The organism is Mangrovibacter yixingensis (assembly GCF_020523985.1).
Taxonomy (GTDB): Bacteria; Pseudomonadota; Gammaproteobacteria; order Enterobacterales; family Enterobacteriaceae; genus Mangrovibacter; species Mangrovibacter yixingensis.
Map to the genome: position 1 here is coordinate 460,296 of NZ_JAIVKM010000001.1, position 13,060 is coordinate 473,355.

Sequence of the window (13,060 nt, forward strand, 5' to 3'; positions counted from 1 at the left end):
GAATTCCCTTAATGAGTGGGTTGCATTAATAAATGTTGTTTTACGGCAGTGGCAACGCTTTCAACCTGTGGGCCGTAAATAACCTGAATGTCGTGTTCTGTTGCCCGAATAAAACCACTGGCACCTGTTTTTCTTAGCAGGCTTTCACTGACTTTATCTGCCAGATGCACTTTTACCCGTAGCCGGGTAAAGCAGCAGTCCACTTCGTGAATATTCTCTCTGCCACCTAACCCGGTAATAATTTGTTCACTTAATGTATCTTCTGCCGTAGTGTTGGTAGCCACCGTGGGTGTTGCATTTTCAGCTTCTCGCCCTGGCGTTTTAACATCACTGCGCAAAATAACCCATTTGAATGTGAAATAATAAACAGGAGCCCAAATGCAACCGAGCAACAGACTGAACCACCATTGTGTTGCTTTTCCACCCAGTACACCAAACACCATAAAATCAATAAATCCGCCCTGGATATTACCAATCATAATGTGGAGCAATTGCGAGCAGGCAAAAGACAACCCCGTCATAATGGCATGGAAAATAAATAATACCGGCGAAACAAAAATAAAACTAAACTCCAGTGGCTCGGTAATGCCGGTGGTAAACGATGCCAGCGCACCAGCCATCATCAGTGCCTTTACACGCTGTTTATGCTCTGGCCGGGCGCAGCGGTAGATAGCCAGCGCGGCGGCGGGTAAGCCAAACATCATCACGGGAATTTTACCCTGAGCCAGAAAGCGAGTGGCGTGGCGGGTAACGGTATCGGCGATTTCTCCCGGATGAGCCAGCGCGTAGTTAAAGATAGACAGTGCGCCGGTAATACTCTCACCATCGATGTGGAGCATACCGCCTACTGGCGTAAACCGAACCGTTTCATTAAGAATATGGTGTAGCCCGGTTGGAATCAGGATTCGTTCGGTAAAGGCATAAATAAAGGTACCAAACGGGCCTGATTCACCAATAAATTGGCCGAGGGCAATAATACCACTGGCAATAACCGGCCAAATTAGTGAGGTGATGACTCCGGCTAAGGGTAAAACAATAACAGTAATTATTGGCACAAAACGACGCCCGCCAAAGTAAGCTATGGCAGCCGGAAGTTTAATTGTATAAAAACGGTTGTGCAGCAGCACGGTTATCAGGCCACTGAGTACACCGCCTAATACACTCATCTGGTATGAGAATACCCCCAATACATGGGTGAACTCAGCGGAATACATTACTGCGGCAGACTGTGTCATTCCTTGTGTAATAAGTGCAGCGGCTGAAGTTGTTTCTGGTGTCAGCCCCTGTACTGTTAAACTATAATTAACGCCAACATGAAAAGTAATAAAGCCAATAACAGCAGCCAGAGCTGCGGTTGGTTTTTCATCTTTCGCTAAACCAATTGCAGTGGCAATACAAAATAAAAGCGGCAGGTTCGCAAATAGTGCACCGGATACTTTTCTAATAAAGCCAATGACTGTTTGCATAGCCTGAGCATGAATAATGTGCTCACCAACAATGGCCGGGTTTTGTAGGGCAGCGGCAAGACCAAGAAATATTCCGGCAGCCGCAATAACAGAAATAGGCATCATCAGCGCTTTGCCTAAATCCTGTAGAAAGGCACCTGTCCTGTTCATTCTTTTTTCCTGTAATTAATGTGCATGGCACGGGGCACTGCTCGGAAATAAGTATAAGTGGTTTATATGTATAGTTGTCTAGCCCAGTGAATAAAAAATAAGCTTAGGATCACAAACTGTTTGCTGTGAGTGGGTTAGTCGCGGGTGGCTGTCAGGGTAAAACGGTAGTGTTGCTGGTTGTAATAAATATCGGAAATTTCGAAGGGGCCAAACCCGCGCAACATGGCGACAGAGGTGGCGTGGAGAACGGGTTCTTCCCGGTTAATTCCCAACATATCGCGCACTTCTTGTGAAGGCAGTTCGGCACGGATCTCTTTCTCGGAACGTTCAACCGTAAAACCTTTACGGGCAATATAAGCATATTTGGAACGGTTGAGATCAGTTTCGCTCAGGTCCGTAAAGGGGTCAGCCAGCATCCAGGATTGTTCGAAAACAAAGGGGACATCACCCACCAGACGCAGGCGTTTCATAAACCAGATATGTGTACCTGTTGGTATCTGCAATTGGGCAGCAACAGCAGGAGGGGATTTTTGCTGCAACAGGCAAATCAGGCGATTGGTCACTACTTTGCCAGCCCCAAGGGTGGCTTCGCTGGATGAAAGGTGCCTGTCCAGGGGGAGAGAAATACGCAAGTCATTCTCTTGCTGAGCAACGAAGGTGCCTTGCCCACGGCGGCGCTCAACTTTTCCCTGGCGCACCAGGTAATCCACAGCTTTGCGTGCTGTCATGCGGGAAATAGAGAATTCAGCACACAGTGTGTTTTCCGACGGGAGCGCATCGCCAGGTTTTAACTTACCACTGGCTATCTCTTCGCTAAGATATTGCTCAAGCTGTAAATAAACCGGTGTACTGGAATATTTATCAATCATCGTTTGTGCTCCCCCGCATCATGCCGGAATGATAGCGGCATGCTGTGCATGTGACAATCGCTGTTCGTATCAGTGATAGTGCTGGCACGACAATCCCTTTCTGGCGGGGAGGGTGTTAGTGTTGAAATGCCACAAAAACAGGCAGGTATTCAATGCGTTCATTGGATAATTGGGGCAATAAAGTGCTTGTTGCTGGCGGGGGAAAATGCCGTGAATATCTGGCGATGGGGGCGTTGCAAAGGGTGTAGGCGGGGGCAGGTAGTGCCCTGCCCGAAGCCCGGTACTTACTGAATTACAGCATATTACCGGCAGTCAGGTTTTCGCTATCGAATGCGTGGCTGGCTTCAATATGGTTCTGGTGCACGGTGTTGTCGATATTTGACCCGGCTTCCGGGCGGGAGAACACGCTGTCTGCAGCCATAGCACCTGAAGAGAATGTGGCAACCAGCAGCAGGGCAGTAACAATACGTGTCTTTTTCATTTTTTATTCCTTCTGTTCGTTAACTTGCTATTGCCGCCAGCGGGGTAAGGCTGGCGGCCCGGCACAGGGCGCACGGCTTATTTGCTCAGGTCGGCAGTCATATGTACCTGGTTGCCAACGTGTGCTTCAGTGATGTTGTAAGATGCACCGGCTTGTTTTGCCTGTGCTGCGATTTGTGCTTCAGCACCATCCAGTGTGGAAGCTGTTGCGCTGACAGTCTGCGCGAAAGCACCAAAAGACATCATAGAAAGAGCGGTAACTGCAACGAAAGTTTTGATGGATTTCATGGTCGTATTCCTTAAGTTAGTTGGTCTGTATAAGGCGTTTTGCCTTGATGTGATAATAGTAATGCGACCACGGCGTGATTAAAATTAAAACAATTTGCGGATATCATTCAAAATAATTGATGCATTTAGAGCGATGAAGAAAACGCGCGAAGGAGAGGTTGCCAGCGTGGAGCTGGCAACGCAGGTGTTACCCGTTCAGGCAGCCGAGTACCTGTTGGTGCAGTTCAGGGCAGCCGGTGGCAACAATGTCACCCCCTTGTTCTGGCCTGCCGCCATCCAGCGTGGTAATAACACCGCCAGCCTGCTCAATCAGGGGAACCAGAGCGGCAATATCGTAGGGCTGAAGACCATATTCAACACAAATATCAATATGGCCTGCCGCAACCATGGCAATGGCGTAACACTCGCCGCCGTAACGGGTCATCAGAACGCGCTCTGCCAGCTCAGTAAAATGAATGCCCGGAAAACGGGGCACAGGTTCTGGTGAAGTTGTATGTAAAATTGCCTGAGACAGTGAAATACCTTTACGGGAAGTGAGTTGCCGTTCGCCATAAGGGCTGCGCCACCAGGCTGCATTACCATCGGCCCAGAACCGTTCTTGAGTGAAAGGCTGGCTCATCATTCCCATGCGCGCCCGGCCATGTTCATACAGACCAATCAGCGTTCCCCAAACAGGTAAACCGCACAAGAAAGGGCGGGTGCCGTCTACGGGGTCCAGCACCCATTGCAGCGGGCCACTTCCTGTTGCCCCAAACTCTTCACCCAGAATGCTATGTTCCGGGTAGTGTTCCGTAATAATCTGGCGAATTGCCCGTTCTGCTTCCCGGTCGGCATCGGTGACAGGATCAAACCGAAAACCCTCCTTGGGCTTGCTGCCAACGTGCAACTCCTGTGCAGAACGAAAACGCGGAACTGTCTGCTGTGCTGCGGCATCTGCCAGTTGGTGAAAAAACGCGATATCCGGTAACGCATTGGTCATGATTGCCTCCTGTAATCAAAATTCATTGTCAGTATATATCGGCAATATGAAGGCTGGCTGGTGCTGCCAGCGGAAAGTTTGACCTGGGTTGAGCCACCTGGCTTATTCAGTACAAACCAGAACAGGAGAATAAAAATTGCTGATATTCACGGCACCACCTGGCAAGCGGTTTATCCGCAATTGCTGGTGCTCACCCACTGTCGCGCCAATGACAGTGTGTTCAAATAGCCTGTCCTGGCGGTTTTCATGGTTGTAAGACGTCACACTGGTGACCCACACGTCGTAAAGGTTGTTGTGCAATGTTCGCCAGGAAATTAAAGCCTGGTGGGATACCGGCCACTGTTGATTTTGGTAAACGTAATTGCCGCTGATGCTCAGGCTGCCACTGCCTCCAGGCAGAAAGTTAGCGACAATTTCGCCGTCAAACCGTACCGGGGCACTATCTACGGTATCGTGGTAAATGAGGTTGCCGTGGCAGCTAAAATCCAGGGGGGCAGGGCGGGAATGCAACCAAATCAGGGAGCCAGACAGTATCACTGTTGTAGTGCATACGCTTATGTAAAACCAACATGGCAACCGTTTCATAATGACCACCCACGGAAGTAGTGAGTCAGGCAGGCTTTGGCACTTTGCTGTGCCAGAGAGCATTCAATAATGGCCAACTGCCCGCTATCTCCATAGACAATCGCGTCTTGTACATTCAGATAAAAAACAGTGCCTTGCTGGCAGGAAAGGTGCTCAATGGCCTGGACTGATTTGGTCAGTGCCAACATGGGTTTTTGCCAGGCATCCGGCAGTTTGGAAAAGGTATATACCGGGCAATAATTAATCCTGGTTAACAGGTATACAGGCCTGGTGGGAATGGCCGCAGGCGAGGGGGTTAACGCGACAAACAGTATAGCGAACGCAGCCACTACGAATGGAACCAGCCAGAGCACAGGCTTTGTAACCCCCCTTGTTGTGGGCGTCAGCGTTTTTTGAATCGGAAGTGCTGCTGTTTGCTGTGGAAGGGAAAATGGCTCAAGTTGCTCGCTAATAGCCAGCTCAGTGTTGAACATAAAACCCACTCTGGGCACGGTAATTATCGTGGGGAAATTCAGGCCAAAACTGCTCAGTGTTTTGCGCAAGATACTGATGTACTGGTTCAGTGAACTGCTGGAACCGCGCAGCCCTCGCTTATCCCAAATTTCATGCAGCAAAGTATCCCGTTCCACCACAATGCCCTGGTGGTGAATCAGTAACGACAATAATAAATTTGCTGTGGTAGTGAGGGTGATACTTTGTTCATCCGGGGTGCTGATATGTGTCAGTACCCCATCTTCAGGATTGTAAATTACGGTGGAATCAATCAACCAGGTCACTTTATTTCTCTGTCTGTTTTATTGGTAGCGTTTAATAACTCAGCGTAACGATGACATCATCACTGTAGGTATCTGCTGCAGGTGGCGACTGGGCGGGAACAACACCAAAAATGGTGTAATCCTGGACGTTTCCATTGCTATTAGTGGCTTCCAGGGTGTTTTCTCCCCGGCTGTTTCCCCAGGGCTGCGTGGCTGCGCTGTCCTGCCAGAGTGAATAGGCCAGACAGTCGCCACTGGCACTGCATAATTGCCGGGTGGAACCACTGGCATGAGTCCCGTTATCAAGGCCTATCGAAAACTGTGTTCCTGGTGGGCAGTGGGTACGTAATGTGGCAGTTGAATGTATGCCAGAACGGATGCTTTCAGCGCTGACCGTACCAAAATCGAGTGTGCTGACGCTTTCAATAAAGCAGCCCGTGGAGATGGTTGCGTTCGCATTACTGGAGTCATCAATGGCACTGCCGCTACTCATTCCCCCCTGGCAAGGCGTTAATGTGTTTTCCTGCGTGCTGGTATTCCAGGTTATTTTTATTCCCAGCGAATAATTAAAGTAACTGTATGCCGGAACACTATTCTGCCCTGTGGGCATCCGGGCCAGTAAATTAAAGGTACTGCTGGTTTGTTGGTTACTCCCGATGGCAAAGGTTTGTTGTATCAGGTTGCCGCTTGCGGTTGTCGCCAGCATTTGTGCGGTGTCGCTGGCATTGTAAAGGTTAAACTGTAATGAATAAGTACGGCCAAATTCATCGCCGTTGGAGGTCATGATGAATGGTGGCTCCTCCAGGCTGGACAAGCAGACTGCAAAATATTGCGTTGCGCCGTAATCTGCCTGGCAGGAATACCCCACACTGGCCTGGGTTTGGTTAATGCTGTCAGTGGCGATAGTCCCAAAAGCGATACTGGCACCATGGGTTATCCAGCAACTGGCGGCCATGGCTTTGGCTGGGAAAATCAGGCAGGCACAAAGTGCGGCTACTCTTAGTATGTGAGCCATTACTGACATTGAATATTCCCCAATTGCAGATAAGACTTCCCGGCAGGCCTGGCGGGAAGGTGGGCATGGCATTGTTGTTGGTTAGTGGTCACTTCCAGTTCTGCCGGAAGGGGTGGGCTTTCCAGCCAAATCATGCCATCACGGGCTACTGTGCTGGTGGTGTTACCCGCCTTGATGCGCAATGTGCTGCCCATTGGTAAAGGTTCGCCCTGGGGATTAACCAGGCGTGCGACAACGGAAACAGTCTCTTTCAGGCCAAAATCAACCAAAACGGCCTGGCCTGTTCCTGGTGAAACATAGCGCTCTGTGATGGGTGCCAGCACTGATGCTGGCAGGTTTAGTGGGTCGATAGCTATCTTGTTGGTGTGGTACCCAGGCAAATCAGTGAGTAATAACCAACCTTTTTCGTCCGTGTTGCCTACCAGGCGGTTTTCCTGGTACACCGGCACCGAAGGAATGCCATTGCTGGACACCAGTGCAACGCCTTGATGGCTTTGGCGCATGGCATAGAAATGACCCCTTAGCAATGTCAGGCTACCCTCACCAGTCAGCCAGGTATCGGTTTGTGTCTGTGAATGGTTAACACCCAGGTGCCATTCGCCGTAACGGTTAAGGTTGCCGATATCAGCATATTGGTATTTCTGGCTACCCAAAGACTGCCCGGCGTACCAGGACCAGCCACCCAGGTCATTATCCGCCTGGTGGCGATAGCGCCATTGCTGGCTACTACCTGTACTTTTGACAGTGAACTGGTCATGAAAGCCAAATGGGATGGACAGCGTGAGGTTGATTTGTGACGCTTTCCCGGCAATATCACGCGTCCAGGTTATATTGGTATTTACCCCACGCCCAAAGGTTTTGGACCATGAGGCATTCAGGTATTGTTCATCATTTTCGGACCAGTGCTGGCGTACCCAACCCATACCCAGTTGCCCCAGTTGCCCTAACTGGGTACTGGCCCAGACAGTGTCACTGCGTTGGGCTGCCACAACACCATTTGCACTGGCGATATCCGTAAAAGCACTGTCTCGCAGTGTGGTACTGGCAGAGAAAGCATACCCACGGCCATTCCATTGCCAACCAACACCCCATTGTTGCCCTGCTCCTTCACTGGCGTGGCTGGCGGAAAAATGTGCGCTTAATACACCAGACCAGGGGGAAGGCAACCAGTAAGCCCCCACGCCTGCATTATGTACAGATTGTTGTTGCTCAGTATGCAGGGCCAGTGTCAGTCTGTTGTTGACGCCATAGCTCCATCCCGCATCCAGCATTGGGGTTGGGGCATAATCATTGGATTTCAGGCTGTAATTTTTCCGCATCCAGCCTGCATCCAGTGTACCGCTACTCAAACCGGCTCCCAGCATCTGTGGGGCACCATATAAATCCAGTGAAACGACTTTGCGCTGGCCATTAATATCAGTAATCACAATCTCGGCCTGGCCATTACCTGTAAATGTGGGTTGTGTGGCGAGGGTGTACTGGCCAGGTGTAACTTGCTGGCTACTTTGCTTCAGCCCGTCTATGTATAAATCTACTGTCGATGGCAGTACCGCTGTGCTGCTGTACTCGGCTCGTGGAGCCGTATTCAGTTGTGGGTCCAGTTGAAAGTTACGGGCAAGATGTATACCACCGAAGCGAACCTGGCGGCTCCAACTGACGCCGGAAGTGATGGCATCCCCAAGCGTCAAAGAAACCCTGTGTTGGCGATTATCAAATTGCCATGCGGTCATTAGCCGGGTAGTACGGGCCTGGTTTTCCAGAGGTGTTTCAGCCAGGCGGCTGTTAAAACTGCTGGTCATGGTGCCGGGGAGCCAGCCTGATGATGCCAGGGTGGTTTGCGCAGAAGCATACTGGTAGCCAGTTGAATGGCTGGCATTCAGGTTATAACCCAGAGTCAGGTTGCCCAGAAATGTATCTGTATGGCGAATATCTGGCTGATGCGAATGTGGTTGTTGGGCCAGGTATTGGTGCCCAGAAAGTGCTGCCATTTGAGCTGATATAGCCAATTGCTGGTTAAGCGCATCGAATGTGGTTGTGATCCCAGGTACATCACGCATTCTAACCCACTCGCTCTGGGGCGATGCTTGTGCAGGGCGGATACCGAGAGTGGATAAATCCTGCTGCTTAAGCCATATCTCTTTACCCAGCACTTTGGCCGGAAATAATCCCGGTGCCTGGCCCTGATTGATGCTGACGGACAGCCACTGAATATTACCTCCCAAAGGTGTTGCTTCAGCGCAAGTGCGTTGCGGCTGTAACCCTGTTAAAAGGAGTAACAGTATGGCTGAGCGGGCATTCATAGGGCACTTCATTGAGTGTCAGTTTTAACGTGGTAGCCTGGTTCAGTGACGATGCAGGAAGGGAAAGCTCTCGCCAGGAACCCGGTAAGATGTAACCGACCAGCCCTGTATCATGGGCCAGCTCGCGGCTATGTTGGCCAGTGAGTAGCAAGTCACTTAGCTTGATATGGCGCATACCCAGGTTGCGTAACACCACTTGCCGGCGTGCAGGGTCCCACTGGCAGGTAACTGTTTTGCTCATATCATCGTGAGGAAGTGCGCGGCTGGCTATAAACACGGGAATGGAGTAGCGCAACAAAAAATGGATGGTATGGCGGGTATCCGTGCCCGCATTCTCGCCCGGCAGTTCATCAATTATCAGCCGAAAACTGTGTTCTTTATCTGCACTAAAAGCCTTGAGCGCAATCAGCCTGATAAGCTGTTTTTGGCCAGCGCCCAGCGAAGTAATCGCAGGGCTACTCACCAGTGTTGTTGCCGGTTCAAGAACATCTTTCCCATTTTCCTGATGCCATTGATACAGGCGAATTTGTGCCCCTTCTTGTTGGTTACCGCTGTTAGTAAGCCATACCGCAGTAGCCTGTTGTTCGGTAGCCATCTCAATATTGACGGGGGCAACCTGCAATGTGGCGGCAAACGCGTAATGCCCCAGCGCCAACATGGCAAATAGCCAGATAATGGAAAAGAGTGTCTTAGGTTTCATTTATTAATAGGTTAGATACAGATTGACATCGTCGTCATACTGGCCAGCCACTGCAGTGGCCAGGGCGTTAGCTTCGATAACACCATAAAGCGTCTGGTTTTGAACTGTGCCAGTCCCTGTGCTTTCGGGCCCGTCAGCACTGGTTATTTGCTGTGATTTACTCGCGTCACTGTAGAGTTTGTAGGCAATATTCGTGGCATCGGTCATACCGCTCGATGGATGCAGGTAGAATGTGCCGCTGGCCTGATCTGCCGAATCTGCGGTAAGTTTCCAGGGAGTACCTTTGGTGCAGGCAATATTCAGTTCGCTGCTTGCAGTTATCTCGCTGGTATCTGCAGAGCTGCGTTGCGCAAAGTCCATATCACTGGCAGAAAGTGAGCAAGATTTCATGACCTCCAGCGTAACGTGCATGCTGGTATTATCATCAGCCTGGCTGGCAAAGGAAAATGCTGCCAGTACACAGGCGTAAGCAATATTTTTAACCTTCATTTCAATAGGTTCTTATTTAAGAAAATTTGGGTTGGTAAAGTACCGGTGAATAGCTTGTGTTCTGGCTATGTTCACCGGGTTACTATTGGCGCCTGGATAGGCTCTAAGTGTTGTATAAAATAATATTTTGATTTAAAGAATAATATAAAAAAATTTAAAGTATGGTTCATTCTTATTGCTGTGCATGAAATGAACCCTGTGAAAGTAAGTCATCGGCCAGCATGTTTATTTAGTTACATAAATATGTGCATGGCGGGGAGGGCGCTCTGGGTAAAACAGTGTGGATGGTGAGAATATTCCCTGATGAAAAGGTATTTTTCCGAAATTATTGATTAAATGGATATGCGACAGGTTTCCATAGGTAACCCTGGCCATAATCGGCAATGCTGGTTTGTGCTAACAGAAAATCACTGTGATTTTCTATGCCTTCAATCAATACCTTATTGCAGAGTTGCTGGCATGTGTGAACCAGTTCACTAAGGCGGGCAGGCTGTTCACGGAAGCTCCAGAATACATATTTATCTATTTTAACTCCATGAAAATGGAATTTTTCCTTGAGAAGGAACTGGACTAAATAGGGGGTCACATCATCGGCCCATACTTGAAAATTCATTGTCTGTAACTGGGCAATGCGCTGGCGTAGTTTTCTGATTTTGCCTGGGGAGATCTGCATTATATTGTGCAGGTCAGTGAGTTCCAGTGCGATTTTTTGCCGGTAAATATTGTGGCCGGCTATAAGTTCTTCCATGGTAGAGGACAATAATATTTCGGTGTCGGTATTTATATAATAACGCTCATAGCTCGGAGTATACAGTGCATAATTTATCTGGTTAGCAAAAAGCGCTGTGCGTTTCTCACTGGAAAGTGTGGAAAAATAGACTTCCGGGTCTACATTCGGGCGCAATGTTGACAGCATTTCCCAGGCAATTATTCCCTGGTCATTGAGAAGGCGAATAGATTCAAATTTATAACCTGTGAGCATCGTTATTGCCAGTACCTGCTGATATAAATAGGAGCGGCTAAGTGTGCGCAAATTATGCTTTTCATGGTATATATAAATGCATTGACTAAGTTTTCGATATTTTTATCTAATTTTTACTATCAATTTAACTTTTCTATCTAATTATTTAATGGCGTATAGCGCACGGACCACCCGGTTACTGGCGGAGCCCGTACGGAATCGCCTTTGCGTGCGGCTACCTGAAAGTGGTAGTGTTGCTCAGACAGTGCGACTAATCTGGTGTTGACGCATTCTCGCCAGTACCCGTTGAGCAGATATAGCGCAAAAAATGTATAGCTATACCAGGCAATGTGATGTTTGACGAGTTGATATCAAAGAACTAAATAAGGGCGATATTTAATATTGCCTTAATTTGGTCAGGTGCTGATACAGAGCCGCATCGCTTATTATTGATACTTTGACAGGCAGGAAGAGATAAACATCATGACACAACAACTCACCCTTTTCTTAGACGACAATTCGTCAGTGGGGCTGGATGTGCTCCCCGGTACCCTTGGGCAATCTGCTGTAGATCTGCGCTCGCTGGCACAACAAGGGCTGTGTAGCTATGACCCCGGTTTCAGCAATACGGCCGGGTGTAAATCGGCCATTAGCTATATAGATACTGAACAAAGCATACTGCTGCATCGCGGTTATCCGGTGGATCAACTGGCTACTCAATGTGATTTTTTAGAGTTGAGTTATATCCTGCTGTACGGTGATGCACCAACAGAAGATGAATACCAGGCGTTTAGCAATACGATTACCCGGCATACTCTGGTGCATGAGCAAATGGCCAGAATGTGCAGTGGGTTTCGCCGTGATTCGCACCCAATGGCATTAATGTGTGCATTGGTCGGGGCGCTGGCCGCGTTCTACCATGAAATGGTGGATGTCTCTAATCCGGAACATCGCCGCCTGGCAGAAGTGCGCCTGCTTTCAAAAATGCCAACGCTTGCCGCTATGAGTTACAAGTACACTGTTGAGCAACCGGCCAATTACCCGCGTAACTCCCTGTCTTATGCCGGTAACTTCTTGCATATGCTGTTTGGTGTGCAGGCGGAACCTTATGTGGTAAACCCGGTGCTTGAACAGGCGATGAACCAAATTTTAATCCTCCATGCTGATCACGGGCAGTGTGCTTCTACCACAACTGTGCGTACTGCTGGGTCATCCGGTGCCAATCCATTTGCCTGTATTGCTGCAGGGCTGGCTTCTTTGTGGGGACCACAACATGGTGGTGCCAATGAAGCCTGTATGAGTATGCTGGAAGAGATCCGTGAGATAGATGAAATCCCGGCGTTTATTACGCGTGCTATGGCACAGCCTTCAGTATTCCGGCGCCTGGGTTTTGGTAACTCGCGTTATACGCACTCAGATCCTCGCGCAGCTATCTTACGCGAAACCTGCCACAAGGTACTTAAAGAACAAGGTATGGAAGATAGCCTGTTGCAGGTTGCTATGGCGCTGGAAGATATTGCCCTGAATGACAGCTACTTTATTAAGAATAAACTGTTCCCCAGCGCCGATTTTTACACTGCAGTGATTCTTAAAGCGATGGGCCTGCCGTCGACCATGTTTACAGTTGTTACCGCAGTTGGTCGTACTCTGGGTTGGGTTGCGCATTGGAATGAAATGCACGAAACCGTGGATGAGCCTTTGCAAATTTATCGCCCGCGCCAGCTCTACACTGGCCCGGCCCAGCGAGATTTTGTTTCCCGCCGTAAAGGGTAATTTGCCCAACCAGGTTTGCTCACTAACACCAATAAAGCAGGCACGCCGCTTTATTGGTGTCATTTTACTGGTGGCACAAAAGTAGTAACTCCGGCTGCTGTACTATTTTGCCAGATGAAGTCTGGGCATTGATTATGCCTTTCCCAGGCGGGTTTTCTCTGTTTATCCATCCCCACAATATTGCCCTGCATCTGTCCAGGCCCTGAATTCATGCCTGTGGCAATTACCCGTTGTTATGTATGCACACCTT

Annotated in this window: 13 protein-coding genes; 1 reads left to right on the plus strand and 12 read right to left on the minus strand. The window is 49.2% G+C overall.

Going from position 1 to position 13,060, the window contains the following annotated elements:
• Positions 1–8: 8 nt before the first annotated feature.
• The 12 genes from LC084_RS02210 to LC084_RS02265 all read right to left on the minus strand — a co-directional run bounded on the left by LC084_RS02210 (position 9) and on the right by LC084_RS02265 (position 11,058).
• A complete protein-coding gene (locus LC084_RS02210; protein ID WP_226568968.1) occupies positions 9–1,616 on the minus strand; it encodes a PTS transporter subunit EIIC in 1,608 nt (535 codons plus the stop codon).
• Positions 1,617–1,750: 134 nt separating this feature from the next.
• A complete protein-coding gene (locus tag LC084_RS02215) occupies positions 1,751–2,485 on the minus strand; it encodes a GntR family transcriptional regulator (RefSeq protein ID WP_226568970.1) in 735 nt (244 codons plus the stop codon).
• Between the two features lie 292 nt (positions 2,486–2,777).
• Complete coding sequence (locus LC084_RS02220) at positions 2,778–2,966, minus strand: hypothetical protein (RefSeq protein ID WP_226568972.1); 189 nt, start codon at positions 2,964–2,966, stop codon at positions 2,778–2,780.
• A gap of 77 nt (positions 2,967–3,043) precedes the next feature.
• Complete coding sequence (locus LC084_RS02225; protein WP_226568973.1) at positions 3,044–3,253, minus strand: YdgH/BhsA/McbA-like domain containing protein; 210 nt, start codon at positions 3,251–3,253, stop codon at positions 3,044–3,046.
• A gap of 187 nt (positions 3,254–3,440) precedes the next feature.
• A complete protein-coding gene (gene hisN / locus LC084_RS02230; RefSeq protein ID WP_226568975.1) occupies positions 3,441–4,232 on the minus strand; it encodes a histidinol-phosphatase in 792 nt (263 codons plus the stop codon).
• Between the two features lie 102 nt (positions 4,233–4,334).
• Positions 4,335–4,817 carry a hypothetical protein gene (locus LC084_RS02235; protein WP_226568977.1) on the minus strand — a complete coding sequence of 161 codons (483 nt, stop codon included), beginning with the start codon at positions 4,815–4,817 and terminating at the stop codon, positions 4,335–4,337.
• Positions 4,814–5,593 (minus strand): winged helix-turn-helix domain-containing protein, encoded by a 780-nt coding sequence (locus tag LC084_RS02240; RefSeq protein ID WP_226568979.1) that lies wholly within the window; start codon positions 5,591–5,593, stop codon positions 4,814–4,816. The genes LC084_RS02235 and LC084_RS02240 overlap by 4 nt, the downstream gene beginning before the upstream one ends.
• A 31-nt stretch (positions 5,594–5,624) precedes the next feature.
• A complete protein-coding gene (locus LC084_RS02245; protein ID WP_226568981.1) occupies positions 5,625–6,596 on the minus strand; it encodes a Csu type fimbrial protein in 972 nt (323 codons plus the stop codon).
• Positions 6,587–8,887 carry a fimbria/pilus outer membrane usher protein gene (locus tag LC084_RS02250; protein WP_226568983.1) on the minus strand — a complete coding sequence of 767 codons (2,301 nt, stop codon included), beginning with the start codon at positions 8,885–8,887 and terminating at the stop codon, positions 6,587–6,589. Before LC084_RS02250 ends, LC084_RS02245 begins: the two co-directional genes overlap by 10 nt.
• Positions 8,820–9,587, minus strand: coding sequence for a fimbrial biogenesis chaperone (locus LC084_RS02255; RefSeq protein ID WP_226568985.1), 768 nt, complete (start codon positions 9,585–9,587; stop codon positions 8,820–8,822). The genes LC084_RS02250 and LC084_RS02255 overlap by 68 nt, the downstream gene beginning before the upstream one ends.
• A 3-nt stretch (positions 9,588–9,590) precedes the next feature.
• Positions 9,591–10,076 carry a Csu type fimbrial protein gene (locus LC084_RS02260; RefSeq protein WP_226568987.1) on the minus strand — a complete coding sequence of 162 codons (486 nt, stop codon included), beginning with the start codon at positions 10,074–10,076 and terminating at the stop codon, positions 9,591–9,593.
• Between the two features lie 325 nt (positions 10,077–10,401).
• A complete protein-coding gene (locus LC084_RS02265; RefSeq protein WP_226568988.1) occupies positions 10,402–11,058 on the minus strand; it encodes an EAL domain-containing protein in 657 nt (218 codons plus the stop codon).
• 459 nt (positions 11,059–11,517) lie between these two features.
• On the opposite strand from LC084_RS02265, the gene LC084_RS02270 reads away from it, so the two are divergent.
• Complete coding sequence (locus tag LC084_RS02270; RefSeq protein ID WP_404808346.1) at positions 11,518–12,810, plus strand: citrate synthase; 1,293 nt, start codon at positions 11,518–11,520, stop codon at positions 12,808–12,810.
• Positions 12,811–13,060: the final 250 nt, after the last annotated feature.